Here is a 25,635-nt window from a genome sequence, read left to right as displayed (position 1 = left end):
AAGGTATCGTCATGACACTGTTCGAGCGAATATTGCGGCGGTTGGTCACCCGTGGCCAGTTGACCATTTTTACCCCAGATGGCGCGCATTTCACCGTCGGCAAAGCCGATCCGGCCTTTCCCGATCTGGCGTTGCGGTTGCAGGATAAAAGGGTCGCCTTCGACATTGTGCGCGATCCGCGACTGGGCATGGCCGAAGCCTATATCGACGGGCGGGTGACGATCGAGGGCGGCGGCATCCTGGAATTCCTCTCCATGATTCGCGCCAATAATCCATGGGAAAGCGGCCGTTCCATTGACGCAAAGAATGTGCTGGCGCGCGGTCTTGGCACCGTCCGGCAAAAATTGTGGCGCGCCAATCACAAGGCGCGGGCAAAGGCCAATGTCGCCCATCATTATGACCTGTCCGCCGCGCTATATGCCCTCTTCCTCGACCGCGACCGTCAATATAGCTGCGCCTATTGGCCCGACGCGGACAATGAAGCGGGCATCAGCCTGGATCAGGCACAGGAGGACAAGAAGGCCCATATCGCCGCCAAGCTGCTGCTCAAGCCGGGGATGCGGGTGCTGGATATCGGCTGTGGCTGGGGCGGCATGGCGCTCTACCTGCACCGCACCTGCGGCGTCGATGTGACGGGCATCACCCTTTCGGAAGAACAACTCAAGATCGCACGGCAGCGGGCGGCCGACGCGGGGGTTTCAGACCATGTCCGCTTCGAACTGATTGACTATCGCGACATGACCGGCCCGTTCGACCGAATCGTATCGGTCGGCATGTTCGAACATGTCGGCACGGCCCATTACCGCACCTTCTTCAACACATGCCATGATCTGCTGACACCGGACGGGGTGATGCTGGTCCATACAATCGGCCGCATGGGCGGGCCGGGCACGACCGACGCCTTCACCCAGAAATATATCTTCCCCGGCGGCTACATCCCGGCCCTGTCGGAAATGGTGGCCGGCAGCGAGGGTACGCGGCTGATGGTCACGGATGCGGAGGTCCTGCGCATCCATTATGGCCTGACCATCCGCCAATGGTACAAGCGGGCGATGGCCCACCGGGCGGATATCATCGCGCTGTACGACGAACGATTTTTTCGCCTCTGGACCTTCTATCTGGCGGGCGCGGCGACGGTGTTCGAACATGGCGGCATGGTCAATTACCAGGTTCAATATGCCCGCAACCGGCGCACCCTGCCGATCACCCGCGATTATATGCAGGAAACGGAAGCCGCGCTTCAGGGCCGCTGACTGGCTGAACCGCCGCTAAATGGCGTGTTCGCGGACGGTTCAGTCGGCTTGGGCCATTGTCCCCTCATGGTCCTGCCTCTGGAGCGGCGGGGCAGTGAGGAGAGCAGGATATGAACATCATCTGGAAAGGTGCCGCGGCGCTTGGCCTGACCGTGGCGGGGCTGAGCATGGCAGTCCCGGCGCAGGCACAATATCATGGCGGCTATCGTGACGGCTGGCGCGGCGACCGTGGGCATCACTGGAACAATGGCCGGTGGGACAATCGCCGCCACTGGCGCGGCCATCGGCGCGACTGGCGCGACAATCGCCGCTATTATCGTGGCTATCGCCAGCGCTGCTGGACCGAATGGCGCTACGACTATTATCGCCGCCGCGACGTGCGCGTGCGCATCTGCCGCTAATGGCATGACCAGCCTGCAACCCGCCGCCAACCGGAGGCGGGTTGCAGCATCGCGGGCAAACGGCTAGGCGCGGGCGCAACATTGCAGGAAGCATCTCACCATGAGCGACACGCCCCCCGATCATCTTTCCACCAACCCGCGCAGCCCGCATTTCGACATGGACGTCCTTCAGCGCGGGATCGGCATTCGCTTCAAGGGACGCGAACGCAATGATGTGGAGGAATATTCGATTTCCGAAGGCTGGATTCGTGTTGCCGCCGGCAAGACTCGCGACCGCCACGGCAATCCGCTGACGATCAAGTTGAGCGGGCCGGTCGAAGCCTGGTTCCAGAACCCAGCGGAACCGTCCGAAGAGAAATCCGCCGACGCCGAATGACCGGCATCGGCGCATTAGCGTCGGTCAGTTCAGTCTCGTTTCCCGCTTCACATCGGCGATGATCGCGCTCAGCGTCCGTTGCGATGGGGTGCTGTCGGCATATTCGACGATGAAGGGGTCGGTCTCCAATTTCGGCGCGGCCTTGCGCGCCGTCGCCTTGGCCTGTGCCATTTTCGGCGCCGCTGGCTGACCGCGCGTATAAGTTGGCGTACTGCGCGACGGCGTCACTCCGGCAGGCAGGCGTACATCGTCCCACTGGTCGCGATCGACACGGGCAAAACGGACGCTGCTACCCAGCGCCGGGTCGGGCGTAAATTCGTGCAGCTTCGCCTTGGCCGGGTAGATGAAGCCGAATGTCGGATTGGTGCGCGCACCCATCTGCGCGGTTGGGCTATGCCACACCCGCACCTGGCTCCAGTCGCCCGCATCCGACACGTCGATCGCCAGCACATCCTCCTCAATCGCGCCCGGCGCTGACCAGTTGGCATGGCGGATCAGCACACGCCGGTCGTCCAGCACGCGGCTGACCACGGCGACATGCCCCAATGTCATCGGCCCGACTGGACGGAAGGCCAGCACGGCACCCTTTTTCGGCTCATGCCCGCGTTGATATTGCGCCGCAGCCTGGTCCCACCAGGTCAGCGCGTCGCCGCGAATCTCCACCCCTGACACAATGCGCGCGTAAGGCACGCATTGCAGTGCGCTCGCACCCAACAGGGGTGCCGCGCTCAGACCAGACAGCAGGCACATTGCCGCCCAGCGTAACTGTCGAACCATATGCGATTCCGAAACCTAAAGAATCGCCCCACCGGGATCGATCCTAGATCGGACCCTTTATGAAGAGGTTAAGCCGTTCAGAAAGCCGAACGGGCAGCGCCGGTGACACTGGCGTCGGTGACGGCGTCAGCCATGGCGACCTGCACCGGCTGTTCGATGTCCTTGGGCTGGTCGGCATAGATGAAGCCGTTTGCCGGATTGGAGCGCAGCCCCAGATTGCCGATCGGGCCATACCATACGCGGACATCCGACCAGTCATTGTTGGCGGACACGTCCACGGCGCGGACATTGCGTTCGATACCGCCGCGATAGGACCAGTTGGCATGGGTCAGCAGCACTTCGCGCGGGCTGACCACCTTGCTCACCATCGCGACATGACCGACCGGCATGGCGCGGCTGGAGGCGAAGGACAGGACAGCGCCGACACGCGGTTCATGACCGCGATCATAACGGCCTTGCGCCTGGTCCCACCAGGTATTGGCATTGCCGTGGAGCTGGATGCCCGACACCTGACGAGCAAACGGAACGCATTGCAGAACACCAGCGGTCGCAGGCGTAACGATCAGGAAAGAGAACGCAAGCATAGCACCGGCGATAAGCCGTTGAAAACTAACGATCATGCGAATGCGACCCCGACTTTGATTCAGGCTTTTGCCCCGTTGAGATGCTTTAGGGCAGAGCAAGGGCGCGTTGAAAAGTGCCGGGCGACGAGTCGTTGCGGTGGCGGGTTATATTGCGGAACGAAAAACATGACCCGCTGTTACAGTCAGCCGGGTTGCAGATGATAATTCGTTGAAAAGGCTCGATTCCGTGCCTGTCATCCATACCTGCCCGCCCGTATGTTCCAGCCGATCGAACAAGGCGGCCCGTCGCGACGGGTCGAGATGCGCGGCCACTTCATCGAGCAACAGCACGGGCGGTTGGCCGCGCTGCTCGGCGACCAGCGTGGCATGAGCCAGCAGGATCGACAGCAGCAAAGCCTTTTGCTCACCGGTCGAACACAGGGCGGCTGGCTGGCCCTTGGCGATGTGGAGCACCGACAGGTCGTGCCGGTGTGGCCCGGACAAGGTGCGCCCCGCCGCCGCATCGCGCCGCCTTTCCCGCGCCAGCCGTTCGGCCAGGGGCAGGTCGCTGCCATCCTCCTCGCTTTCTATCGCGATCATGGGACGGGCAAAGGGTGCGTCGGGCTGCCCCGCCAAGGCCAGGTTCAGCCGCGCGACCAGATCGCTGCGCGCTGCCGCCAGCGCCACGCCATGCTCGCCCATCTGCGCTTCCAGCGCGGCGAGCCAGGCTGGATCGGCCCGGCGCTGGTCGGTGAGCAGCCGGTTACGCGCCCGCATCGCTGCATCATAACGCGCGCTGTGGGCGGCATGGGCTGGATGCAGCGCCAGCGTCAATCGATCCAGAAAACGCCGCCGCCCGCCGGGGCTGTCCAGAAACAGCCGGTCCATCGCCGGGGTCAGCCAGACGATCGACAGATGGTCGGCCAGTGCATTGGCCGATGATGCTACCCCGCCGATCCGCACCTGCCGTCGGTCGGGCGTCGCAGCGACCACGCCGGTGCCCAGCACGACCCCATCCACCTCTGCCGCGATGCCAAATCCGCCCGGCCCGTCCTGCCGCGCCATGGCCCGCAACGCCGCGCCGCGCAGCCCGCGTCCGGGCGCCAGCATCGACACCGCCTCCAATATATTGGTCTTGCCCGCACCATTGTCGCCGGTCAGCAGGATGAAGCCATGATCGGGCACGATCAGCGCGTCCGCATGATTGCGGAAATCGCTCAGGGTCAGGCGGCCGATCATCGTCCGGCTGTAGCCCGGTCCATCGCCATGGGAAAGCGTTTAGCAGCGCTTGCGCGTCACCGCCGCCCCGTCATTGACGATCGTCAGCGTCGCACCGTCCGCCGCCGGTCGCAGCGTCAGCGTGCGGGTCCAGCTTTGACCTTCGCCAGTGAATGCCGCCTTGACCGCGACTTCGCCTTTCGCGCCGGGCGTTACCGCTTCGACCGTGCCGACGCTTTCATGAAAAACCAGCTGGTCGGGCAGGATGTTCAGTTCCAGATCGGCTGCCCTGTCCCCGCACCGATTGCTCACCCCGGTCCAGCGACCCTGTAGATCGATCGGAATCTTCCCCGATGTCGCTTGGTCGGGCGACGGTGTTGGCGCAGTGACGTTGGCTGGCGGCGGCGCTTCCGGCGCAGGCTCGATCGGAGCATTGATATTGGCCACGACGCCGGGTTGCGACGTCTGTTTGTCGGCAGGCTTGTCGCAGGCAGCAAGGGCGATCACCGGCAGCAGGGCAAGGGCAGGGCGCATCCTGCAAGAACCGGCGAAACGCCCGGCGGTTCCTGTCTCCTGCCGTGACGGACCTTTGCGGGCATGCTATCCTCCGGCCCGATCATGAAGGAAGGAAAGCATGGCATGCCGGTACTGGGAATGGGCGGACTATTTTTTCGCGCGCATGATCCGGATGCGCTCAACGCCTGGTATCGCACCCATCTGGGCGTGGGTGCGGGCTGCGTGTCCGATCCCGACGCCCAGCCTGACGAATGGACCTGGCGAACATTGGGCGGACCGATGGTGTTTGCCGCGTTCAAGGCCGACAGCGATTATTTCGCCGCGGACAAGGCGTTCATGATCAATCTGCGGGTATCCGATCTCGATTCCCTTCTGACCGGCTTGCGGGATGCGGGCATTGCCGTCATCACCAATGCGGAATGGGATCATCCCGATGTCGGGCGTTTTGCCCGCATTCATGATCCCGAAGGCAATGCCATCGAATTGTGGGAGCCGCCCGCGCCCGCCGCCTGACCGTCCGTTTAAGGAGCCTGATGATGAAGCGTCTAACCCTGTTGCTTGCCGCCGCCGCGACCCTGCTAGGATCGAGCGGGGCCATGGCTGCCCTTGCCGTCGGGGCCAAGGCACCCGATTTCACCACGCGCGGTGCGCAGGCGGGCAAGACTTTCACCCTGACCCTGTCGCATCAGTTGAAGCGCGGCCCTGTCGTCCTCTATTTCTTCCCCAAGGCGTTCACGCCGGGCTGTTCGGCCGAAGCGCGCGAATTTGCCGAGAATATCGACAAGTTCAAGGCGGCCGGTGCGACCGTCATCGGCATGTCGGCAGACCCCGTTGATGATCTGGTGGCGTTTTCGACCAAGGAATGCGCGGGCAAGTTCGCCGTTGCTTCGGCCGGGCCGGGGATCGTGTCGGGCTATGACGTCGCGCTCAAGATGCGGCCGGGCATGACCGACCGTACCTCCTATGTCATCGCTCCGTCTGGCCGCATCGCCTTCGTCCATTCGGAAATGAACTATGCCGAACATGTCAAATCCACGCTGGCGGCGGTGCAGGCGATGAAGCAGAAATAGGCGGACCCTGCTGACACCCGTTCGCGCGCCTGCCAAACGACAGCCCTTTCCTTCGCGAAGGGGGATAAGGCGTCGAATGGCGCAGGGCGAACGGGTGCCGGACTATCCGGCCAGAAAATCCCCACTCGCAATCCGCTCCAGCCCGGTCGCGTCGCGCGTGTAAATATAGGTCCAGGCCTCAATAGGGCCATCAGGGCTCTGCACGTTCACCTTCTCCCGCCGATATTCGTGCGGTTCGGGGAAATGCACGGTACATTGCTCATATTCGTCCAGTCGGGCGAGTAGCGCTGCCGGGTCGGGCAGGGCGAACAGATGACCCATCACCTCGCCTGCATCATCGGGCACGAAGCCCGGATAGGCTTCCACCCGATATAGCGAGCCGCGCGCCGTGGCCAAACCGACGGCGGGGGCCACGCTGCGCAGCCAGCGCGCCATCGGCCCGTCGAAGCCGGGGCGCAACGTGCCATAGACGAAAAGCAAGGGGCTGCTCATGCTGCTCCTGTGAAAATTATACCGATAAACGGGAAATTTCCCCAATTGATGGAAATGAACGCGGGCGAACTTGCGGACATGACGCCTGAAAATCGCGAATTTCCGGGCAAAAGTGAAACTGGCACGGCTCCTGCAATCCTGTTTGGCATCAAGGCCGGATCATCCGACCAGCCAAAAATCAGGGAGTTTCTACCATGTCCATCGCCAAGGTCCACAACACCGCCGTCGCTCTTGTCGGCGCTTTCCTCGTCGCCAGCCTGTTCGTCAGCGCGGCCGTGCCGGTTCTGCCGATCGCCTGATCGACCCGTATTTTCAACTGCATTACCAGAAGGCCAGATTCATGAACAACAGCTTCACCCTCGACCGTCGCCACGGCAAGATCATGGGCGTGTGCGCGGGCTTGTCCAACCGCACGGGAATTGACGTCACGCTGATCCGCGTCGCCACTGTGTTGCTGACGCTCTGCGCACTCGGCCCGGTCGGCGTTGTGGCTTATCTGCTCGCTGGCTGGCTTGCTGAAGGCTGAGCCAACGCCAAGTTGGATCACAGTCGTTCCATAATAAAAGAGCCGCCCCGGCATTGGCCCTGGGCGGCTTTTTATCATCCCGATGATTGGGGATATAGAAGAGCGCGGATAGCGCTCAGGCGTAAAGCACCGAATAGAAGGTCAGCATCTGCACGCCAACCGCAACCACCAGCGCAGCGCCCTGAAAAGCCTGTCGCATATATAACTCCAATATGATCGTTCATTGCCGCCCCATATGGGCGGACCGGGCCTATGCGCCCGTCAAGATTTTGTAACAATCGCAAAGCACGGCATTTCGATTGCAACAAATGCAACAGACTGTGACTATATGGCCGCACTCAGCGCCAGCGCTGCCGCGGGATTGCGCACCTTCGCGCCACTGATGAAGAAGGCAAAGGCATCGCCTGCCGCGGCCTGCGCCCGCAGCCGTTCCGCCCAGTCCGTCAGCGCCGCCGCGCTATAGCCCGTGCTTTCGCCCTCCAATGTCTGCATCAGCCGCGTGTAGGAAAAGCCGACATCGGCACCCCGGATCGCCGGATAGGTCTCATGATCCGCCAGCACGATCGCCGCTCCCGCGTCCCGCGCCATTGCCAGAAAGGCCGGATCGTCGAAACTGGCGTGCCGCACCTCCAGCGCGTGGCGCAGCGGCACGCCATCGACGCTGGCGGGCAGCAGCTTCAGGAACGCGCCGAAATCGTCGGGATCGAACGCCTTGGTCGGCATGAACTGCCACAAGATCGGACCCAGCCGGTCGCCCAGTTCGGCTATGCCTTGCCCGACAAATTTGCCAACCGATTCGCCCGCTTCCGCCAGCACCCGCCTGTTGGTGCAATAGCGCGAAGCCTTGACCGCGAACTGGAAGCCGTCCGGGACCGCCTTCGCCCAACCCGCGAAAGTCGCCGGTTTCTGCGTGCTGTAATAGGTCGCGTTAATCTCGGTCGCGGTCAGATGTTGCCCGACATAGGCCAGTTCATCCTTCTGCCGCAGCCCGACGGGATAGAAAGTCCCGCGCCACGGCTCGAACACCCAGCCGCCAATGCCGATCCTGATCCGTCCCGCCATCCCGACCTCCCGCTCAAAATTGCGCTACCTATGTCTATCTCACTGTCGGCCTTTTCAACCCGATCAGCCACGGCTTGACCCCGCGCGTCGGTTTCGGCTTCCCGTCGATCCGCCGCGCTCGCAGGATTTTGACGGGCTTTATGATCATCTGCCCCCGCATCGGTCCGGTTCCGCAACAGGTCGGCACCGCCAGTATCTTTTTGACCACGTCCATCCCGCCGACGACATGGCCGAACGCGGCATAGCCGATAGACCCTTCGCGCGCATCCATCGTGGGGGTCGCGCCAATGGTGATGAAGAAATTGCCCATCGCCGAATTGGTCCGATTGGGCCGCGCCATGGACAAGGTGGCGTCCAGGTGGCGAATCCCGGTCTGGCTGGTCGGCTCATGCACCACCGGCGGCAGCGATCGCCGCACGTCCATATCGATCCCGCCCTGGATCAGTCCTTGTTTCGGATCGCTCTTGCGCCGCGCCGCACGATAGAAGGTCACGCCGTCGAACCGTCCGTCATCCACATAGGTCAGGAAGTTGGCCGACGTCTGCGGCGCGCGCTTCGTATCGAGTGCCACGGTGATCGTCCCCACCGACGTCTCGATCGCCACCCGGATATAGCCGGGCGTCGCTCGGTTTGTAGGCGCCGCACTGGCAAAGCTGGACGAAAGCAGGACCGACAGAATGGCAAGACAACGGGCAAACAGACGCATCGACAGACAAACACTCGCGGCAGGAGGGGGCAAGCCCAAGGCTAAAGCCGCCGCATGGTCAGCGCAATCGCCCACTGCCATATTGGCTGCGGTTGGCGTGATGAAGATGAGGAAAAAATGGTGCCCGGAGACGGATTCGAACCGCCGACACAGCGATTTTCAATCGCTTGCTCTACCAACTGAGCTATCCAGGCACGGCCAACTGCGGATGGCTCCGCCCGATGGAAGCGTGCCTATAGTCGTCAATCTGCGTCGCTGTCTAGCCCATAATCGCTGCTTTTTTGCATCCCTTCGTCTGCCGCTGGCCCCGGCACGCGATAGCCTTCGCCCAGCCATTGCAGCAGGTCGCGGTCGCGGCAGGCGGGGCTGCAAAACGGGCGGGTTTCGGGCTTTACGGGCTGACGGCAGACCGGGCAGGCGGCGGCTTTAGGCGGCATGGCCCGCTCCCAACGCCAGCGTCGCGTCCGCCGTCGGGGTGATCGCACCGCCGCGCCGCTTGGCCAATTGCTCGATCCAGTCACTCTTGCGATGGAGCAGGTCGATGATCGCAGGAGCAGCGGTCAGTGTCACTGCGCCGCCATTGCCGTGCCGCTCCGCCCGGCGCAGCAGCGCCAGTGCCGCCGTCTCGACCGGATCGGCGCGCAGCAGTTCGATAAGGTTGGCCCGCTCGCGCTTGCGGATGATCTGGAGGAAGCCAAATCCGTTAACCGCCGTGCGCTCGAATGGCAGCGGCAGATATTTGTCGATCTGCGCCGCGGCGATCATCCGCTCATCCTTGTTGTTCATGGTTGGCAGGTCGATGCCGATCGACCCGGAAAGTCCCATGCGGCGAATCGTCTGCGCCGCGATCTTTGCGCCCTTGGGACCAAGCTGCGCAGGTGGCAGCGACCCGTCAACGTCGATCAGCAGCATGGCTGGCGTAACGTAAAGACGCAGCGCGGCGGCTTCCGTGCCGACATCTCCACTGATCGCCTCTTCCATCAATTCGGTCCAGCCGACCGCTTCCAGCCGGTCCTCCTCATGCGCGGGGCAGGGGACGACGGGGACGCCGGTGGCGCGCAGCCGTTGCAGCAGGCTTGGCCCGGCATGCGGCTTGCTGCCTGGTTGAGCGATCCGGCCCTTGGCGCGCTTGGGGCGGCCTTCTTCAGGGATCGCCTCGCGCAATATTTCGACCAGCACGGTCGACCCTTCCGACGTGCGCGGCGGCATTGGTTCGATCAGCACCTCTTCCTGGCTTGTCAGCCGGACAATGCCGCGCTTTTTGGGAATAAGCGTCTGGGTCAGGCGCCCTTGCGCTACCGCACCTGCGCGCACGCCACCAGTTTCCCGCTCGATCAGCGCCTCGACCAGGCGACCATTTTCCACCAGCGCGGCACGGAATTCGCCAATGCCTTCTTCATAAAGCCATTCGGCCATGTCTATTCCTAATCGAGAGCATAGCCCGCCGCCTTCAACAGCGTACGGGTTTCGTAAAGCGGCAGGCCCATGATCGCGCTGTGGCTGCCCTGAATTGCGCGGATCAGGCCAGCAGCGCGACCCTGTATGGCGTAGCCGCCTGCCTTGCCCCGCCATTCTTCGCTGGCAATATAGCGGTCGATCTCGCTGCGTTCCAGCGACTTGAAGGTAACGATATTGGTCGACAGGCGATGCCGTGCGTGCCCCGTTGTGTCGATCAGCGTGATCGCGCTGAGCACGCGATGTCGCCGCCCGGACAGCAAGGTGAGGCAGGCGCGCGCCTCCTCTGCCGTTTCCGCCTTGGGCAATATGCGCCGACCGGCGGCAACGACCGTGTCGCCAGACAGGATCAACGCGCCCGGATGCCGCGCCGCGACAATCGCTGCCTTGTCCGCGGCAACCCGTGCGGCATAGACGGTCGGCAATTCCGCCTTGCGCGGCGTTTCGTCGCAATCGGCGGGGTCTACCTCATCGGGCGCAACGCCGATCTGCCCCAGCAGCGCCAGGCGCCGGGGGGAAGCGGAAGCAAGAATGAGCCGCATCGGGCCTGACACCCGTTGGCTTATTTGAAGCGGTAGGTGATCCGACCCTTGGTCAGGTCGTAGGGCGTGAGTTCGACCAGCACCTCGTCCCCCACGAGGACGCGGATGCGGTTCTTGCGCATTTTACCAGCGGTATGGCCGAGGATCTCATGATCATTCTCAAGCCGGACGCGGAACATGGCGTTGGGGAGAAGCTCCACAACCTGTCCGCGCATTTCAAGCAGTTCTTCTTTGGCCATAATATCCCGAATTCAAAAAATCGCGTCGCCATAGCGCCAATTCATGCAAAATGAAAGGCGGCTTCATGCGCTGAAATGATCGCCTGCTGCGACGAGTGCGGCAAAGATGCGATCCAGCTGCTGTTCGTCGATACAATAGGGCGGCATCAGATAGATGGTGTTGCCCAATGGCCGCAGCAAGAGGCCATGTTGCAGGAAGAAGGCGCGAAGCCGCGGCGCGAGGTCCGACAGATAGCCCGCATCCGGTGTGACGATGTCGATCGCCGCGATCGTACCCAGCTGGCGCGGATTGGCGAAGGCGGGATGCTGCGCCAAGGAAGCGAGCCGCGTCGTGATGCCATCGGCCAGCGCGGCGAGTCGGCCACGCACATCCTCTTCGCGCCAGATGGCCAGATTTGCCACGGCAGCGGCGCAGGCGATGGCGTTGGCGGTGTAGCTGGACGAATGGTAGAAGAGCCGGGCGCGATCGGTCGATCTGTGTGCCTCGAAAATGCGGGCCGTCGCCAGTGTCGCGGCGAGCGGGATCGCGCCGCCGGTTATGCCCTTCGCCACCGCCATGATGTCCGGCGCTACTCCCGCCTGTTCGCAGGCGAACAGCGTGCCGGTGCGGCCCCAGCCGGTCATGACTTCGTCAGCGATGAACAGGACTTCGTGGCGACGACAGATGGCGGCCATGTCGCGCAGCACATGCGGCGGATAGAGCAGCATTCCGCCCGCACCCAGGATCAGCGGCTCGACGATGAAGGCCGCTGGCTTGTCGCGGCAGGCCGCTTCCAGCGCGTCGAGGCTGGCCTGCTCCTTGCCAGGGGCAGGGAAGGGAATGGTGCCGACATCGAACAAAAGAGGCGTCCAGGCGGCATTATAAACACCGCGTTCGCCCACCGACATCGTGCCGATCGTGTCGCCATGATAGCCATGTTCCAGCACCAGGATGCGGCTGCGCGCCTGCGCCTGTCCATCGAGCGCCAGATTGTGCCAATAGCCCAGCGCCATCTTGAGCGCGACTTCGACCGCCGTTGAGCCGCTGTCGGAAAAAAAGACGTAAGCCAGCGGGTCGCTATCGGGCGATCGTGGAGCAATCTCTATCAATCCGCGGGCGACTGTTTCGGCCGGTTCATGGGTGTAACCGGCAAAAATCAGCTGATCGAGTTGCCCTGCCTGCTGTGCGATGGCGGCGGCGATGCGCGGATGGCAATGGCCATGGGTCGTTACCCACCAGCTCGAAATCGCGTCGATCAGCGCGCTGCCATCGGCCAGATGCAGCAACGCCCCTTCGGCGCGCACAACACGCGGAATCGGCTCGTTCAGGCCATGCTGGGTGAAGGGGTGCCAGACGGGGGAGGTCATATGGCGCGGCTTTAGGCCAAGCCCTTGCCCATGACCATCCCCCGTGCGGCCCTTACCAGATCTTCACCCGATCTTCCGGCTTCAGGCTCAGCTTGCCGTCGGGTGCCGGCTTGAAGGCGTCATACCAAGCGTCGAAATTGCGCACGATGTCGGCGCGATACTGGGACGGGGCGTGGGGATCGGTCACCAGTCGCTGGCGCAGGTTCGCCTCCCGATAGTTGCGCCGCCATACCTGCGCCCAGCCCAGAAAGAAGCGCTGGTCGCCGGTCATGCCGTCAATCACCGGGGCCGGCTTGCCGCCCAGCGAAGCATGATAGGCGTCGAGTGCGACCGCGAGGCCACCCAGATCGCCGATATTTTCGCCCAGCGTGAACGCGCCCTTCACATGCACGCCGGGGAAGGGCTCATAGGCGTCATATTGCTTGACCAGCTTGTCGGTCAGCCCCTTGAACTTGGCGACATCGGCTTCGGTCCACCACTGGTTGAGCTTGCCGGTCTCGTCATATTTCGCGCCCTGATCGTCGAAATGATGGCTCAATTCATGGCCGATCACCGCGCCGATGCCGCCATAATTGACTGCCGGATCGGCGTGGGGATCAAAGAAGGGCGGTTGCAGGATGGCGGCGGGGAAGACGATCTCGACCATGCCGAAATTGGCGTAGGCGTTGATCTCCATCGGGGTCATGCCCCATTCCCAGCGATAGATGGGCTTGCCCAGCTTGCCGATATTATAGTCGAAATCAAACTGGTTGGCGCGCATCGCATTGCCCAGCAGATCGTCACGCTGGATGGTCAGGCCCGTATAATCGCGCCACTTGTCGGGATAGCCGATCTTGGGGGTGAAGGCGGCCAGCTTCTTGTGTGCGCGCGCCTTGGCGGTGTCGCTCATCCATGGCAGGCCGTCGATGCGGCGGCCCATGGCGGCGAGCACATTTTTGACCAGGACGTCCATCGCCGCCTTGGTTTCGGGCGGGAAATATTGCGCGACATAGACTTTGCCGACTTCTTCGCCGAGCGAATCCTTGAGGAAATCGACGCCCCGCTTCCAGCGCGCCTCACGTTCCGGCGTGCCGGACAGGGTAGTGCCGTAAAAGGCGAAGTCGGCATTGGCGATGCTGTCGGGCAGCTTGTCGGCATAGGCGTGCAGGCTGCGCAGCAGCAGCGCGTCCTTCAAAACGCCGATCGGCGCCTTGGCGATCAGCGCGGCCTCGCCAGTAATGGCGGACGGCTGGGCGACGAGCAGTTCGGTCGGGGTCAGGCCGTTGGCCTTGAAATAGGCGGCAAAGTCAAAGCCGGGTGCGGCCTTTTGCAGCGCAGCCAGCGTCAGCTTGTTATAGGTCTTGTCCGCGTCGCGGCTGTCGATCTGGGTCCAGTGAACCTTGGCGATCTCTGTTTCGAACGCCATTAGCGCGGCGGCGCGCGCCTTGGCGTCGCTTTCGCCCGCCAGTGTCAGCATATTCTCCAGATGCGCGACATAGGCGGCGCGGATCTTGGCCATTTCCGGCTTTTCATCCAGATAAAAGTCGCGGTCGGGAAGGCCGAGGCCGCCCTGGCTCATGGAGAGGATATAGGTTTCGGGGTCTTTATCGTCCTGCCCGACATAGAAGCGGAACGGGCCGCTGATCCCCGCGCGGGCGGCCTTGGCGGCGACAAGGGCGTAGCCGGCCTTGTCCTTCACGCCCTTGATTTCGCCCAGCCAGGGCTTGATCGGGGCCAGCCCCTTCGCCTCTACCGCGGCGGTGTCCAGATAGCTGGCATAGGCCGCGCCGATCTTGCTGTCGGGATCGTCCTTGGCCGTTTCCAGGATCGCGCGGGTGCGGGCGCGCGACAGTTCGTCCAGCGTGTTGAACGCGCCATAGTTGGATTTGTCGGCGGGAATGGGGGTGTTCTTCGCCCATGTGCCGTTGGCATGGAGGTAGAAATCATCGCCGGGCTTGACCGACCGGTCCATGCCTGCGGCGTCGAAGCCGTAGCTGCCATAAGTCGGCTTGGCGGTGGCGGGGGCGGGGGTCGCGGTCGAGGGGGCAGGCTGTTGCGCGTGCGCGATAGCGGCGGTCAGCGCCAGCGCGGAGGCGGCGGCGCGCAGGAAAAGGTGTTTCATCAAAGCATCCCTTGCTTGGCAGTAGGCGCAACGTAGCGCGCCCGGCATGACGGGACGTTGAACGCCTGTCCAACAGTCCTGTCCATGTCGTTGGTCGAATATTATCGGCCGTTGAAAGGATCGGAAAGCCGGATGTGGCTGGCGAACGCGGCGGCCAGCGTGGCGGGGTTCAGCGGATCGAGCAAGGGCAGGCGGCCAAGGCTGCGGACATTGCCCAATTGCGGGATGATCCGTTCATTTTCCTCATGCGGTTCGCCGATGAAGGCGATGCCCGCGATCGGCACGTTGCGGGCGCGGAGCGCTTCGATGCTGAGCAGGCTGTGGTTGATCGTGCCGAGCGCGGTGCGGGCGCACAGGATGACGGGCTGACCCCAATGGGCGAACAGATCGGCCATCAGCAGTTGTTCGTTGACCGGCACCAGCACGCCGCCAGCGCCCTCTATGACCAGCGGGCCATCGACCTGCGGCAGGGCGAGGCGGTCGAGCGAGATTTCCACCCCGTCGATCCGGGCGGCGAGATGGGGGGAGGCGGGGGTGTTGAGGCGATAGGCTTCGGGCAGGATATGGCTGGCGGGCAGGCCGGACAGGCGGGCAACCTCCTCCTTGTCGCCGTCGGGTTCCACGCCGGCCTGGATCGGTTTCCAGTAATGTGCGCCCAGCGCCGCCGCCAGGCCAGCGGCGAACACGGTCTTGCCGATGCCGGTGTCGGTGCCGGTGACGACATGGATGCTCATCGCACGATCCTTTGCAATTCGCGGCCCAGCGCGGCGATGTCGGCGCGGCTGACGTTGAGCGTCAGCGAGATGCGCAGACGGCTGGTGCCGGGCGGGACGGTGGGCGGGCGGATGCCGCGCACGTCGAAGCCGGCTTCCTGCAGAGCGGCGGCGGCGGCCATCGTGCGGGCGTCGTCGCCCAATATGACCGGCACGATCTGGCTGCGCGGGGTAGGCAGGCCGAGCGGGCCGCAGATCGATTCGGCCGCGTCCTGCCGCAACGTCGCCAGCCGGTCGCGCAGGTCGTCCGCTTCCTCGATCCGGTCCAATGCCGCGGACACGGCGACCGTCATCAGCGGCGATGGCGCGGTGGAGAAGATGAAGGCGCGGGCGCGGTTGATGAGATAGTCGATATGGATGCGCTGGCCGCAGATCAGCGCGCCCTCAACGCCCATCGCCTTGCCGCAGGTGTGCAGGGTGATGACATTGTGCAGCCCGTCGAGCCCGGCAGACAGGCCGCGCCCGCCCGGACCGAATACGCCGGTGCCATGGGCTTCGTCCAGGATCAGCATGCCGTGATGCCTGGCCGCCAATTTGGCGAGATCGGCGAGCGGGGCGATGTCGCCATCCATGGAGTAGAGCGTTTCAACCGCGATCCAGATGCGCCCCTTGCCCCCTTCTGCGCGGAAGGCGGCGATCAGGTCGGCAAAGCTCTGCACGTCATTATGGCGGGCGAACACGGCGGTCGCCTTGCTCATGCGGATGCCGTCATGGGCGCTGGCGTGGATCAGTTCATCGGCAACGATCAGGTCGCCGCGCTGGGGCAGGGTGGCGAACAGGGCCAGATTGGCGACATAGCCATTGGCGACGAACAGGGTGGCCTGGGTGCGGAAGAAATCGGCGGCCTTCGCCTCCAGCCCTTCATGTTCGGGGGCATTGCCGCGCAGCAGTCGCGATCCGCCGGACCCGACCGGCACGCCGCGCCCGATCGCGTCGGCAACAGCGCCTGCAATGATCGGATCGCCCGACAGGCCGAGATAGTCGTTGGAAGCGAAATCGCGGCCCGTCCGGGGGATCAGACGGCGCAACCGGCCACGCGATTCGAGCGCGACCAGCTGTCTGGCAAAGGGTTCGGCGGTCATGGCCGGGGCTATAGGCGCGGGGGCGGAACTTCGCAAACTTCGCCCATATTCATATATGCAAATTTCAGGCGAAACCTTGAGCGGCCCCCGACGCGGCGGCGGGGGTGGGACGGACGATGGGAAAGAGCGGGACGGGCGGAACTGTAGCAGAAGGGGGTGGTGTAGGACAGGGCGACCCTTCAACGCCGATCGTCAAGGCAGGCTGATGTCGCCGTGAAACGGAGGTTGGGCGCCTTGCCCAGAATCATCGCCTAGAAGCTGAACCCCAGCGACACAGACGCGACATGGTCATTGCTGTCGTCGGCCGAGGGGCGGAAGCCGTGCTGGTGGAGATAGCCGATTTCCATATTCACATTTTTGGCGAGCGGCGTGGTGATGGCGATCAGGTTGCGCATCCGTTCTTCGCCCTGGACCCGCTGGAAATTGGTCTTGTTGAGATCGAAGAAGCTTTCATGGCTGAGCACCAGCGCGGTCTTTTTGCCGTCCTGAAACGGCAGCACGAACTTCACATAGGGACGCAGGCGATAGGCCGTGCCATCGACGCCGTCGCGCCAGCGCTCCTCCATCCGCATCCGTGCGCTGAGCCTGCCGCGACCGATTTTCAGGATATTGTCGGCGGTGATCTGCTGGCGGCCGCGATGCTCCATGACGGTGAAGTCGCCCCCTGCATATTGCGGATCATGGGTATAGCCCGCCCATAGCGTGACCTGCTTGCCGATCCTGTAACCGACCAGCGTATTGGATTCGACTTCATACAGCCCCTTGCGGTCGTCACTGAAGCGCAGGACAACTTCCTGCGACAGGCGCCATTTGTCGCCCAGCTTCACCGTCGCATTGGCGGTGGTCCATAATTGTTCATCCTCGCTGGCGCGGGCGGCATTGGGCAGTGCCAGTGCGGCAAGCAGGGGCAAAAGCATAAGGGACAGGCGCATGGGTCATCGTCTCCACCGCCTGCGTGGCGGTGCGGCGCCTCTATGACCGTTGCGTTACAGTAGAGTGACTGAAAAATTGCGTTTTTGTGACACAATGTTGCCAGACGAGGCTGTCACGCCGGGTTATGGGCTTTCAAAAAGGCGTCCATCTGTTCGAGAAACTCCAGCCGGTCCGCTTCGCGGGAAAAATGATGATCGGCCAGCGGCTGTTCGACATAGATATAGTCGCGCCCCTCGACCTTGCCTGCGGCCTTGAGCTTTTCGGCCATTTCGCGGGACTGATTGACCTGAACGCGCCGGTCCTTCTTGCCGTGCATCAGCAGGATGGGCGTGGCAAACTGGCTGGCAAAATGGACTGGCGAGACCGACGCGAAATCGGGAGCCTGTTCCTTCAGCCAGTCCTGGCGCGTGCTATGGTTGAGGAAGCGACGATCATAGCGCATCATTGCCGCCAGATCCGATACCCCGGCATAAGAGACGGCGCAGCGATATTTCGCCGGATCGCGCTGGGCCGCGCGCATGGCGGCATAACCGCCATAGGAAGCGCCCACCATGCAGACGCGTTTGGGATCGGCAATGCCTTGCTTGACCGCCCAGTCGACCGCATCGTTCAGGTCGTCCTGCATGGCAAGACCCCATTGCCCTTCGCCCTTTTCCGCAAAGGCGGTGCCATAGCCCGATGACCCGCGATAATTGGGTTGCAGCACGGCATAACCGCGCCAGGCGAGGAACTGCACCCACCAGTCCCAATCTTCGCTGTCACGGGCGAACGGGCCGCCATGAGGCATCAGGATGAGCGGCAGATCCTTTGCCGCCGATCCGACCGGCAGGGTCAGGACGGCGGCGATGTCCAGCCCGTCGCGCGCCTTGTAGTGGATGGTCTTGACCGGGCCGAGATGGGTTTTCGTGCTGAACCGGCCACTGACCTTGGACAACAGGCTCATCGCGCCTGCATTGGTATCATAATAATAATAGGCGCCCGGCTGATCGGCCGAGCCGACATGGACGATCATCCTTTGCCGGTCGCGGCTGAGCGATATGATACGCGCGCGCCGATCGGGAACCGCCTTGTCCAGATCCGCCTGAATCTTGGCGAGAGTGGCGTCGAACCAATGAACCGACGGCCCGTTTGCGGTGTAGGCCACACCGGCCAGCGCCATTCCGCTGCTGTCGGTCGATATGCTGCCTATGTCGAAACCCGGCGCGGAAAAAATCTTCTTCCCCAACTCCAGCGTGGTCAGGTCCAGTTCGTAGAGGGCATCGGTGCCCTCGCGATCATCCTCTGCAATCGCCTTGTTCGGATCTGCGGTAAAAAGCAGTGGCGAGACAAGGGATTCGCCACGGCGGCGATCGGCGCGATCGATCGTCCGGAACGATGCTTTCCCGTCCGGTCGATAGACAAGTTTCGCCGTTCGCGTCGCATCACTATAGCCCACGCCCATGCGAACCGTGCCGGCTGCGTCGGCAAACCAGCTGCGCACGAACGTTTTCGGGGCGACGACGCTGTGCATCCGTCCGGTGCTGACGTCAATTTCATCGACCCTTGGCCAGAAACCCGGCTCGTTGTAAAAAATGGATGTCTGGTATGAGAGCATGATGCGCGGCGTGCCGTCGCGCGCCATCCAGATGACATCGTCGGCATTTTGCGCAGCGTCCTTTTTCGCCAGCAGGATCACCTTGCTGCCGTCACGTTTTATGCTGACGACGCGGCTGATATACCAGGGCGTCCCCTGCACATTGCTTTCAGCGCCCACGCCAGCAATCAGCCAGTCGTCATTGACCCATTGCCACCAGTTGAGGTCGTTGTCGCTCAAGCCTATCGAGCGGATACGGTCGGCCCCTTCATGAACGTCCGCGATGACGAGTCGCTGTTCGCCGTTCACCGCCACGCGGCTGGCGATATGCAGGCCGTTGGGCGACAGGGCCGGCGCATCCATGAGCGGCAGCGCCGCGAAATCCTTAAGCGTGTAGGCCGGTGCGTCGGTCTGCGCCGGAGCAACGGTGGCGTCGGTCTGCGCCAGCGCCGCGAAAGGCAGGGCGCTGCTCGCCAGCCATGTGAAAAACGCTTTCATTCCTATGCCCCCGAAACGACCAACCCCGCCCTGGGAAATAGGGCGGGGTTGGCGCTTCGTCACGATATTTTTGTTATCGTTTCAGTCCGTTGTGGGGACTACATGCCCCCATGCGCCAGCGCGGCGAGCAGCAGCAGCGCGACGATGTTGGTGATCTTGATCATCGGGTTGACGGCCGGGCCGGCGGTGTCCTTGTAGGGATCACCCACCGTGTCGCCGGTGACGGCGGCCTTATGGGCTTCGCTGCCCTTGCCGCCATGATGGCCATCCTCGATATATTTCTTCGCATTGTCCCATGCGCCGCCGCCACTGGTCATGGAGATGGCGACGAACAGGCCCGAAACGATGACGCCCAGCAGCAGCGCGCCAAGGGCGGCAAAGCCGTTGGAGACGCCCGCAACGGCGGCGATGACGAAATAGACGATGATCGGCGCAAGGACGGGCAGGAGCGAGGGGACGATCATTTCCTTGATCGCCGCCTTTGTCACCAGATCGACCGTGCGGGCATAATCGGGCTTGCTGGTGCCGTCCATGATGCCCTTGTTTTCCGCGAACTGCGCGCGGACGTCTTTTACCACGTCACCTGCGGCACGCCCCACGGCGGTCATGCCCATCGCCCCGAACAGATAGGGGAGCAAAGCGCCCAGCAGCAGCCCGACGATGACATAGGGATTGGAGAGGCTGAAATCGACCGGGGCGGTAAGGCCCAGCGCCGAATTGTAGAATTTCAGATCCTCCGTATAGGCGCCGAACAGCACCAGCGCGGCCAGCCCCGCCGAGCCGATGGCATAGCCCTTCGTCACCGCCTTGGTCGTGTTGCCAACGGCGTCGAGCGCGTCGGTCTTGACCCGGACGCTGTCATCGAGATGCGCCATTTCGGCAATGCCGCCGGCATTGTCGGTGACAGGGCCATAGGCATCGAGCGCCACGACCATCCCGGCAAGCGCCAGCATGGCGGTAGCGGCAAAGGCGATGCCGATCAGGCCCGCCAGCTGATGGGCGACGATGATGCCCGCGACGATCACCAGCGTGGGCAAGGCGGTCGATTCCAGGCTGACGGCCAGCCCCTGAATGACGTTGGTGCCATGGCCGGTTTCCGACGCCTTGGCGATGGAGCGGACCGGGCGATAATTGGTGCCGGTATAATATTCGGTGATGACGACGAGCAGCCCGGTGACGGCCAGCCCGACCATCATCGACCAGAACAGGTCCATGCCGGTATAGCCGCCGACCCCGTCCAGATCCGCACCGAACACTGCGTTCATGTCGCCCAGCGTGCGCCAGCTGACATAATAGATGGCCGGGATGGAAAGGATCGCGGTGACCCAGAAGCCCTTGTAGAGCGCCCCCATGATCGACTGGCTGGACCCCAGCCGCACGAAATAGGTGCCGATGATGGAGGTGATGATGCACACCCCGCCCACGATCAGCGGGAGCGACATCAGGCTCATCTTGAAGGCATTGTCGACGCCCGCGACCAGCAGCGCGATCAGCACCATGGTCGCGCCGACGGTGACGACATAGGTTTCGAACAGGTCGGCGGCCATGCCCGCGCAATCGCCGACATTGTCGCCGACATTGTCGGCGATGACGGCGGGGTTGCGTGGGTCGTCTTCCGGTATGCCGGCTTCGACCTTGCCCACCAGATCCGCGCCGACATCGGCGGCCTTGGTAAAGATGCCGCCGCCAAGGCGCGCGAAGATGGAGATGAGCGACGCGCCGAAGGCCAGCGCGACGAGGCTGTCGATGACGAGGCGATCGTCGGGCGCATGGCCGGCCGGGCCGGTCAGATACCAGAAGAACAGGCTGATCGCTAGCAGGGCAAGGCCCGCCACGAGCATGCCGGTGATGGCCCCCGCGCGGAAGGCGACGGTAAGGCCGCTTTGCAGCGTGCCGCGACAGGCTTCAGCGGTGCGGACATTGGCGCGCACCGAAATATTCATGCCGATAAAGCCCGCCGCACCCGACAGGATCGCGCCGATCAGGAAACCGACCGCCGAAGTCAGCCCCAGAAAATAGAATACCAGCAGCGCGACGACCGCGCCGACAATGGCGATGGTGGTATATTGGCGGCCCAGATAGGCTTTCGCCCCTTCCTGAATGGCGGCGGCGATCGATTGCATGGTGGCGTTGCCCGCAGGCGCATTGAGCACCTGCCGGCTGGTGAACAGGCCGTAGAGCACGGCCAGCAGGCCGCACCCTATGGCGATGATGACGATTGGCATAGACGTTCCTCTCCCCCGTTTATGACTTTCATCGGCCGCTCCGCAGGGAATGACGGGCGAACGAAGGGCGCATAGGCGGGCGGCCGGACGGAGGGGGTCCGGCATCTGGCACCGCGTCAATCAGCAACAGGCACACGCACATAAGCGGTCCAACCGGGCTGAGAATAGGGTGAGATGAAGCTACAGACCCGGCAGCGCGCGTCAAGCGGGTTGGGGGACTATCCGTGTTCCCAGCCAAGTGTGGCCGGTAATGGCACGGTTGCGCCGTCGATCATGAGGGTCAGGCCCGCCCCGGCACTGACATGGCCGATGCGGATGGCGCGGACGGGGGGCGTTTCGCCGCGCGGCAGGGTGAAGAGCAGTTCATAATCGTCCCCGGCCTGGGCGGCGGCGATCTGTACCGCGGTGCTGGCCCCGCGCACGCTCTCCAGCGCGGGGGACAAGGGGATATGGTCGATGGTGATGGTGACGCCGCTGGCCTGCGCCATCCGCTGCGCGTCGATCAGCAGGCCGTCCGACAGGTCCATCATCGCGCTGGCGAGCGGGGCGATCAGCGCGCCTTCGGACAGGCGGGGGCGGGGGCGGCGATAGGCGTCGACCAGCGGGCCGGACGCGCCGGGATCGGCACGGGCAAGGGTGAGGCCGATGCCTGCGTCGCCGACCGGGCCAGTGACATAGAGCATGTCCCCCGGCTGCGCGCCGTCGCGCGTGGGGATGGGGCCGCCTGCCTCGCCGATCGCGGTCAGCGTGTAGCTGCGCGGCGCGCTATCGGGCATCTTGACCGTATCGCCGCCCAGCAGCGGCAGGCCATGGCGGTCAAGCGCGTCGCCCAGCCCGTCGAGAAAGGCGGCGTCCCACGCTTCGTCGCCCGACAGCGCATAGTTGAGCAGGCAGCCGACCGGCCGTGCGCCCTTGGCCGCGAGGTCGGACAGGTTCACGGCGGCGAGTTTCCAGCCAATGTCGGCGGGCGGATCGGTGGGGAGATAATGGACCTCCTCCACCATCGTGTCGCTGGTGAGGATGAGTTTCGTGTCGCCGACCGGCAGGATCGCGACGTCGTCCATCAACCCCTGCGCGGCGGGATGGTTGGCCAGCAGGCGCAGCAGGGCGAGGAAGCGGGATTCGGCGGACATGGCAGGAGTCTAGCCTTCTGACCATCAATCCGAAATGCTTTCATCCGTTCGTTTCGAGCGAAGTCGAGAAACGCCGCGCACAGGTTTCTCGACTTCGCTCGAAACGAACGGAGGGGGTTTTACTTCCGCGCGTCCTTGGCCACGGCATCCAGCAAGCCGTTGACGAAGCCGGATTCGCGCTTGTCGTAGAAGGCGTGGGCGACATCGACATATTCGCTGATGATCGTCGCAGTCGCGATGTCGGCGCGGGCCAGCAATTCATAGGTGCCCGCGCGCAGGATCTGGCGCATCGGCTTGTCGAGCCGGTCTAGGCTCCAGCCGCTCGACAGGCGGGCGACGATAAGCGCGTCGATCTCGTCGCGGCGCTTGTCCACGCCGGACACGATATCGTCGAAAAACGGCTCCTCCGCCGGGGCGTAGGTGACATCCTCGATCGTGGCGCCCAGGCGATGGGCATGGAATTCGTGCAGCAGGACATGGACGGGCGTACCCTCCATTTCGAGCTGGTACAGCGCCTGGACCGCGGCAAGGCGCGCGGCGGAGCGGGATTTGGAGCGTGCGTTCATAATGTCTTCCTTAGCCGTTCGGGCTGTTTTTACGAGTCGCTTGCCTCGAAAAATGTCGAAGCGGCTTCGCCTTCGGCTCTGCCCAGCCCTTCGACTTCGCTCAGGGCGAACGGAATTTATGTTAAACGGAGAGATACTGACGCCGCGTGCGCTGGCAGGCCTTCGGCCTGCGCCAGCGCCACAGCCGCCGGGCCGATCGCGCGGATCGCGGCATCGTCGAGGCTGAGGAAGCTGGTGCGTTTCATGAAGTCCAGCACCGACAGGCCCGACGAGAAGCGCGCGCGGCGGCCCGTGGGCAGGACGTGGTTCGGCCCGGCGACATAATCGCCGACCGCTTCGGGCGTCATGCGACCCAGGAAAACCGATCCGGCGTGCCGTACCTTGGCGAACAGCGCGTCAGGATCGTCCACCGCGAGTTCGAGATGTTCGGCGGCGAGGCGGTTGACCAGCGGCATCGCCTCTTCAAAATCACGCACGACGATGATCGCGCCATTGGCGGCCCAGCTGGCGCGGGCGACCTTTTCCGTGGCGAGCTGGCCAAGCCGCCCGTCGACCGCGCGATCGACCGCATCGGCAAAGGCTGCGTCATCGGTGAACAGGATCGACTGGCTGGTCGGGTCATGTTCCGACTGGCTGAGCAAGTCGGCGGCGATCCAGTCGGGATTATTCCTGCCGTCCGCGACGACGACGATTTCGGACGGCCCGGCGACCATGTCGATGCCGACCACGCCGTAAAGCTGGCGCTTGGCTTCGGCGACCCAGGCATTGCCGGGGCCGGTGATGACGTCCACCGGGGCAATTCGATCCGTGCCATAGGCGAGCGCGGCGACGGCCTGCGCCCCGCCGACGCGCCAGATTTCTTCTATACCCGCAATCTGCGCGGCGGCCAGCACCAGCGGGTTGATCTCCCCATTGGGGGTGGGCGTGACCATCGCGATGCGCTGCACGCCCGCGACCTTGGCCGGAATGACGTTCATCAGCAGCGAACTGGGATAGGCGGCGCGCCCGCCCGGTACATAGAGGCCCGCTGCGTCGACCGCGCTCCAGCGCGCGCCCAGGCGCACGCCCGCGCTGTCCACGCCGTCGCTGTCCACGGGCTTCTGCTTTTCATGATAGGCGGTGATGCGCGCGGCGGCGAGTTCGAGCGCGTCGCGCAGCGGGGTGGAGAGCGTGTCGAGCGCGGCGCGGGTTTCCGTCGCCGTCACGGCCCATCCGGTGACGTTCAGGTCATGATGGTCGAAACGCTGCGTATAGTCGGCCAGCGCTGCGTCCCCGTTCGCGCGCACGGCCTTCAATATGGCGGTCACGTCGCGCGAGACATCTTCATCGGCTTCGCGGCGCGCGTCGACCAAGTCGGTGAAGGCGGCGGCGAAATCGGGCGCGGTGGTGGTGAGGCGCTGGGTCATGGACGTGATCCTGACGCCAGAAAACCGCGTGCTCCCGCGCAGGCGGGAGCCCAGTCGACAGGGCGGAGCTGGGCTCCCGCCTGCGCGGGAGCACGGTAGTTCCGGTTATGCCGCATCCTTGACCCCCACGGCCTTGCGAAACGCCTCCACCATTGGCGCGAGTTCGGCCGAGCGCATCTTGAAGGCGGCGCGGTTGACGATCAGGCGGGCGGAAATGGGCATGATGATGTCGGTTTCGACAAGGCCATTGGCCTTGAGCGTCGCGCCCGACGAGACAAGATCGACGATACGACGCGACAGGCCGAGCGAGGGGGCCAGTTCCATCGCACCGTTCAGCTTGACGCATTCCGCCTGAAGCCCGCGCGCTTCATAATATTTGCGCGTCAGGTGCGGATATTTGGTGGCGACGCGGACATGGCTGATCGCGGCTTCATCTTCATCGGCCAGATCGGCTGGCTGCGCGACCGACAGGCGGCAATGGCCGATGTCGAGGTCGACCGGCGCGTAGAGTTCGGAATAGTCGAATTCCTCGACCACGTCGGAGCCGACAATGCCGATCTGCGCCGCGCCATGGGCGACGAAGGTGGCGACGTCAAACGCGCGCACGCGGATGATCGAGACATTGGCGTGATTTGTCGCGAAGCGGAGCGCCCGGCTCTTCTTGTCATGAAATTCCGCCTCCGGCTCGATACCGGCTTTGGCGAGCAAGGGCAGCGCTTCATCGAGGATGCGGCCCTTGGGAATGGCGAAGGTGAGGGTGCGAGTCATGACGCGCGGGCCTTAGCGGGGCCGGGGGGGGAGG

Annotated in this window: 28 protein-coding genes and 1 tRNA gene; 6 read left to right on the top strand and 23 right to left on the bottom strand. The window is 63.8% G+C overall.

The window, feature by feature from the left end; translation table 11 throughout:
• The first annotated feature begins 11 nt into the window (after positions 1-11).
• The 3 genes from AC07X9_RS11665 to AC07X9_RS11655 all read left to right on the top strand — a co-directional run bounded on the left by AC07X9_RS11665 (position 12) and on the right by AC07X9_RS11655 (position 2,030).
• Complete coding sequence (locus tag AC07X9_RS11665; protein ID WP_026002058.1) at positions 12-1,253, top strand: SAM-dependent methyltransferase; 1,242 nt, start codon at positions 12-14, stop codon at positions 1,251-1,253.
• A gap of 110 nt (positions 1,254-1,363) precedes the next feature.
• Positions 1,364-1,654 carry a hypothetical protein gene (locus AC07X9_RS11660; protein ID WP_017181135.1) on the top strand — a complete coding sequence of 97 codons (291 nt, stop codon included), beginning with the start codon at positions 1,364-1,366 and terminating at the stop codon, positions 1,652-1,654.
• Between the two features lie 100 nt (positions 1,655-1,754).
• Complete coding sequence (locus tag AC07X9_RS11655) at positions 1,755-2,030, top strand: DUF3297 family protein (protein ID WP_017181134.1); 276 nt, start codon at positions 1,755-1,757, stop codon at positions 2,028-2,030.
• Between the two features lie 24 nt (positions 2,031-2,054).
• Here the strand turns inward: AC07X9_RS11655 and AC07X9_RS11650 are convergent, their stop codons facing one another.
• The 4 genes from AC07X9_RS11650 to AC07X9_RS11635 all read right to left on the bottom strand — a co-directional run bounded on the left by AC07X9_RS11650 (position 2,055) and on the right by AC07X9_RS11635 (position 5,122).
• Positions 2,055-2,807: a CHAP domain-containing protein gene (locus tag AC07X9_RS11650; RefSeq protein ID WP_026002057.1), complete on the bottom strand. Its 753-nt coding sequence runs from the start codon at positions 2,805-2,807 to the stop codon at positions 2,055-2,057.
• Positions 2,808-2,884: 77 nt separating this feature from the next.
• Complete coding sequence (locus tag AC07X9_RS11645) at positions 2,885-3,427, bottom strand: CHAP domain-containing protein (RefSeq protein WP_026002056.1); 543 nt, start codon at positions 3,425-3,427, stop codon at positions 2,885-2,887.
• Between the two features lie 108 nt (positions 3,428-3,535).
• On the bottom strand, positions 3,536-4,609 hold the full coding sequence (recF, locus tag AC07X9_RS11640) for a DNA replication/repair protein RecF (protein ID WP_017181131.1): 1,074 nt from the start codon (positions 4,607-4,609) through the stop codon (positions 3,536-3,538).
• A 39-nt stretch (positions 4,610-4,648) separates the two neighbouring features.
• Positions 4,649-5,122 (bottom strand): hypothetical protein, encoded by a 474-nt coding sequence (locus AC07X9_RS11635; protein ID WP_017181130.1) that lies wholly within the window; start codon positions 5,120-5,122, stop codon positions 4,649-4,651.
• Positions 5,123-5,227: 105 nt separating this feature from the next.
• Between AC07X9_RS11635 and AC07X9_RS11630 the strand changes: the two genes are divergently transcribed.
• Together AC07X9_RS11630 and AC07X9_RS11625 are read left to right on the top strand one after the other, a co-directional pair.
• The gene (locus AC07X9_RS11630) at positions 5,228-5,617 is read left to right on the top strand and encodes a VOC family protein (protein WP_026002055.1); all 390 of its coding nucleotides are present in this window, start codon (positions 5,228-5,230) and stop codon (positions 5,615-5,617) included.
• A 23-nt stretch (positions 5,618-5,640) separates the two neighbouring features.
• The gene (locus AC07X9_RS11625; RefSeq protein WP_017181128.1) at positions 5,641-6,174 is read left to right on the top strand and encodes a peroxiredoxin; all 534 of its coding nucleotides are present in this window, start codon (positions 5,641-5,643) and stop codon (positions 6,172-6,174) included.
• Between the two features lie 102 nt (positions 6,175-6,276).
• On the opposite strand, the gene AC07X9_RS11620 is transcribed toward AC07X9_RS11625, so the two are convergent.
• Positions 6,277-6,666, bottom strand: coding sequence for a gamma-glutamylcyclotransferase family protein (locus AC07X9_RS11620; RefSeq protein ID WP_017181127.1), 390 nt, complete (start codon positions 6,664-6,666; stop codon positions 6,277-6,279).
• 340 nt (positions 6,667-7,006) lie between these two features.
• On the opposite strand from AC07X9_RS11620, the gene AC07X9_RS11615 reads away from it, so the two are divergent.
• On the top strand, positions 7,007-7,192 hold the full coding sequence (locus AC07X9_RS11615) for a PspC domain-containing protein (RefSeq protein ID WP_017181125.1): 186 nt from the start codon (positions 7,007-7,009) through the stop codon (positions 7,190-7,192).
• 324 nt (positions 7,193-7,516) lie between these two features.
• On the opposite strand, the gene AC07X9_RS11610 is transcribed toward AC07X9_RS11615, so the two are convergent.
• The 18 genes from AC07X9_RS11610 to hisG all read right to left on the bottom strand — a co-directional run bounded on the left by AC07X9_RS11610 (position 7,517) and on the right by hisG (position 25,601).
• Positions 7,517-8,254: a DUF72 domain-containing protein gene (locus tag AC07X9_RS11610; protein WP_017181124.1), complete on the bottom strand. Its 738-nt coding sequence runs from the start codon at positions 8,252-8,254 to the stop codon at positions 7,517-7,519.
• 34 nt (positions 8,255-8,288) lie between these two features.
• Positions 8,289-8,960, bottom strand: a complete 672-nt coding sequence (locus tag AC07X9_RS11605; protein ID WP_017181123.1) for a peptidylprolyl isomerase — start codon at positions 8,958-8,960, stop codon at positions 8,289-8,291.
• Between the two features lie 118 nt (positions 8,961-9,078).
• A tRNA-Phe gene (locus AC07X9_RS11600) sits at positions 9,079-9,154 on the bottom strand.
• A 48-nt stretch (positions 9,155-9,202) separates the two neighbouring features.
• Positions 9,203-9,397: a DNA gyrase inhibitor YacG gene (locus AC07X9_RS11595; RefSeq protein WP_017181122.1), complete on the bottom strand. Its 195-nt coding sequence runs from the start codon at positions 9,395-9,397 to the stop codon at positions 9,203-9,205.
• A complete protein-coding gene (locus tag AC07X9_RS11590) occupies positions 9,387-10,376 on the bottom strand; it encodes a hypothetical protein (protein ID WP_017181121.1) in 990 nt (329 codons plus the stop codon). The genes AC07X9_RS11595 and AC07X9_RS11590 overlap by 11 nt, the downstream gene beginning before the upstream one ends.
• An 8-nt stretch (positions 10,377-10,384) precedes the next feature.
• Positions 10,385-10,957, bottom strand: a complete 573-nt coding sequence (locus AC07X9_RS11585) for a Maf family protein (protein ID WP_017181120.1) — start codon at positions 10,955-10,957, stop codon at positions 10,385-10,387.
• Between the two features lie 20 nt (positions 10,958-10,977).
• Complete coding sequence (infA, locus tag AC07X9_RS11580) at positions 10,978-11,196, bottom strand: translation initiation factor IF-1 (RefSeq protein ID WP_003049127.1); 219 nt, start codon at positions 11,194-11,196, stop codon at positions 10,978-10,980.
• Between the two features lie 63 nt (positions 11,197-11,259).
• Positions 11,260-12,543, bottom strand: a complete 1,284-nt coding sequence (locus tag AC07X9_RS11575) for an adenosylmethionine--8-amino-7-oxononanoate transaminase (protein WP_017181119.1) — start codon at positions 12,541-12,543, stop codon at positions 11,260-11,262.
• A 52-nt stretch (positions 12,544-12,595) separates the two neighbouring features.
• A complete protein-coding gene (locus AC07X9_RS11570; RefSeq protein ID WP_017181118.1) occupies positions 12,596-14,644 on the bottom strand; it encodes a M13 family metallopeptidase in 2,049 nt (682 codons plus the stop codon).
• A gap of 101 nt (positions 14,645-14,745) precedes the next feature.
• A complete protein-coding gene (gene bioD / locus AC07X9_RS11565; RefSeq protein ID WP_017181117.1) occupies positions 14,746-15,378 on the bottom strand; it encodes a dethiobiotin synthase in 633 nt (210 codons plus the stop codon).
• A complete protein-coding gene (locus AC07X9_RS11560; RefSeq protein WP_017181116.1) occupies positions 15,375-16,499 on the bottom strand; it encodes an 8-amino-7-oxononanoate synthase in 1,125 nt (374 codons plus the stop codon). Before AC07X9_RS11560 ends, bioD begins: the two co-directional genes overlap by 4 nt.
• A gap of 251 nt (positions 16,500-16,750) precedes the next feature.
• Positions 16,751-17,431 (bottom strand): DUF2490 domain-containing protein, encoded by a 681-nt coding sequence (locus AC07X9_RS11555; protein WP_017181115.1) that lies wholly within the window; start codon positions 17,429-17,431, stop codon positions 16,751-16,753.
• A gap of 113 nt (positions 17,432-17,544) precedes the next feature.
• The gene (locus AC07X9_RS11550; RefSeq protein ID WP_017181114.1) at positions 17,545-19,503 is read right to left on the bottom strand and encodes an alpha/beta hydrolase family protein; all 1,959 of its coding nucleotides are present in this window, start codon (positions 19,501-19,503) and stop codon (positions 17,545-17,547) included.
• Between the two features lie 98 nt (positions 19,504-19,601).
• A complete protein-coding gene (locus AC07X9_RS11545; RefSeq protein ID WP_017181113.1) occupies positions 19,602-21,728 on the bottom strand; it encodes a sodium-translocating pyrophosphatase in 2,127 nt (708 codons plus the stop codon).
• Positions 21,729-21,946: 218 nt separating this feature from the next.
• Complete coding sequence (thiL, locus tag AC07X9_RS11540) at positions 21,947-22,861, bottom strand: thiamine-phosphate kinase (protein ID WP_017181112.1); 915 nt, start codon at positions 22,859-22,861, stop codon at positions 21,947-21,949.
• Positions 22,862-22,980: 119 nt separating this feature from the next.
• Entirely contained in the window at positions 22,981-23,427 is a 447-nt protein-coding gene (gene nusB / locus AC07X9_RS11535; RefSeq protein ID WP_086485770.1) for a transcription antitermination factor NusB, read from the bottom strand.
• 116 nt (positions 23,428-23,543) lie between these two features.
• Positions 23,544-24,833: a histidinol dehydrogenase gene (hisD, locus tag AC07X9_RS11530; protein ID WP_017184333.1), complete on the bottom strand. Its 1,290-nt coding sequence runs from the start codon at positions 24,831-24,833 to the stop codon at positions 23,544-23,546.
• Positions 24,834-24,938: 105 nt separating this feature from the next.
• Positions 24,939-25,601, bottom strand: coding sequence for an ATP phosphoribosyltransferase (gene hisG, locus AC07X9_RS11525; protein WP_017184332.1), 663 nt, complete (start codon positions 25,599-25,601; stop codon positions 24,939-24,941).
• Positions 25,602-25,635 lie beyond the last annotated feature (34 nt).

This window comes from Sphingobium sp. GW456-12-10-14-TSB1 (assembly GCF_059424385.1).
Note: the sequence above shows the minus strand (reverse complement) of the source record. Positions and strands in the feature narration are given on the sequence as shown.

Coding starts and splice junctions, on each gene's coding strand:
- AC07X9_RS11665 (WP_026002058.1), top strand. CDS start 12: ATGACACTGTTCGAGCGAATATTGCGGCGGTTGGTCACCCGTGGCCAG.
- AC07X9_RS11660 (WP_017181135.1), top strand. CDS start 1,364: ATGAACATCATCTGGAAAGGTGCCGCGGCGCTTGGCCTGACCGTGGCG.
- AC07X9_RS11655 (WP_017181134.1), top strand. CDS start 1,755: ATGAGCGACACGCCCCCCGATCATCTTTCCACCAACCCGCGCAGCCCG.
- AC07X9_RS11650 (WP_026002057.1), bottom strand. CDS start 2,807: ATGGTTCGACAGTTACGCTGGGCGGCAATGTGCCTGCTGTCTGGTCTG.
- AC07X9_RS11645 (WP_026002056.1), bottom strand. CDS start 3,427: ATGATCGTTAGTTTTCAACGGCTTATCGCCGGTGCTATGCTTGCGTTC.
- recF (WP_017181131.1), bottom strand. CDS start 4,609: ATGATCGGCCGCCTGACCCTGAGCGATTTCCGCAATCATGCGGACGCG.
- AC07X9_RS11635 (WP_017181130.1), bottom strand. CDS start 5,122: ATGCGCCCTGCCCTTGCCCTGCTGCCGGTGATCGCCCTTGCTGCCTGC.
- AC07X9_RS11630 (WP_026002055.1), top strand. CDS start 5,228: ATGCCGGTACTGGGAATGGGCGGACTATTTTTTCGCGCGCATGATCCG.
- AC07X9_RS11625 (WP_017181128.1), top strand. CDS start 5,641: ATGAAGCGTCTAACCCTGTTGCTTGCCGCCGCCGCGACCCTGCTAGGA.
- AC07X9_RS11620 (WP_017181127.1), bottom strand. CDS start 6,666: ATGAGCAGCCCCTTGCTTTTCGTCTATGGCACGTTGCGCCCCGGCTTC.
- AC07X9_RS11615 (WP_017181125.1), top strand. CDS start 7,007: ATGAACAACAGCTTCACCCTCGACCGTCGCCACGGCAAGATCATGGGC.
- AC07X9_RS11610 (WP_017181124.1), bottom strand. CDS start 8,254: ATGGCGGGACGGATCAGGATCGGCATTGGCGGCTGGGTGTTCGAGCCG.
- AC07X9_RS11605 (WP_017181123.1), bottom strand. CDS start 8,960: ATGCGTCTGTTTGCCCGTTGTCTTGCCATTCTGTCGGTCCTGCTTTCG.
- AC07X9_RS11595 (WP_017181122.1), bottom strand. CDS start 9,397: ATGCCGCCTAAAGCCGCCGCCTGCCCGGTCTGCCGTCAGCCCGTAAAG.
- AC07X9_RS11590 (WP_017181121.1), bottom strand. CDS start 10,376: ATGGCCGAATGGCTTTATGAAGAAGGCATTGGCGAATTCCGTGCCGCG.
- AC07X9_RS11585 (WP_017181120.1), bottom strand. CDS start 10,957: ATGCGGCTCATTCTTGCTTCCGCTTCCCCCCGGCGCCTGGCGCTGCTG.
- infA (WP_003049127.1), bottom strand. CDS start 11,196: ATGGCCAAAGAAGAACTGCTTGAAATGCGCGGACAGGTTGTGGAGCTT.
- AC07X9_RS11575 (WP_017181119.1), bottom strand. CDS start 12,543: ATGACCTCCCCCGTCTGGCACCCCTTCACCCAGCATGGCCTGAACGAG.
- AC07X9_RS11570 (WP_017181118.1), bottom strand. CDS start 14,644: ATGAAACACCTTTTCCTGCGCGCCGCCGCCTCCGCGCTGGCGCTGACC.
- bioD (WP_017181117.1), bottom strand. CDS start 15,378: ATGAGCATCCATGTCGTCACCGGCACCGACACCGGCATCGGCAAGACC.
- AC07X9_RS11560 (WP_017181116.1), bottom strand. CDS start 16,499: ATGACCGCCGAACCCTTTGCCAGACAGCTGGTCGCGCTCGAATCGCGT.
- AC07X9_RS11555 (WP_017181115.1), bottom strand. CDS start 17,431: ATGCGCCTGTCCCTTATGCTTTTGCCCCTGCTTGCCGCACTGGCACTG.
- AC07X9_RS11550 (WP_017181114.1), bottom strand. CDS start 19,503: ATGAAAGCGTTTTTCACATGGCTGGCGAGCAGCGCCCTGCCTTTCGCG.
- AC07X9_RS11545 (WP_017181113.1), bottom strand. CDS start 21,728: ATGCCAATCGTCATCATCGCCATAGGGTGCGGCCTGCTGGCCGTGCTC.
- thiL (WP_017181112.1), bottom strand. CDS start 22,861: ATGTCCGCCGAATCCCGCTTCCTCGCCCTGCTGCGCCTGCTGGCCAAC.
- nusB (WP_086485770.1), bottom strand. CDS start 23,427: ATGAACGCACGCTCCAAATCCCGCTCCGCCGCGCGCCTTGCCGCGGTC.
- hisD (WP_017184333.1), bottom strand. CDS start 24,833: ATGACCCAGCGCCTCACCACCACCGCGCCCGATTTCGCCGCCGCCTTC.
- hisG (WP_017184332.1), bottom strand. CDS start 25,601: ATGACTCGCACCCTCACCTTCGCCATTCCCAAGGGCCGCATCCTCGAT.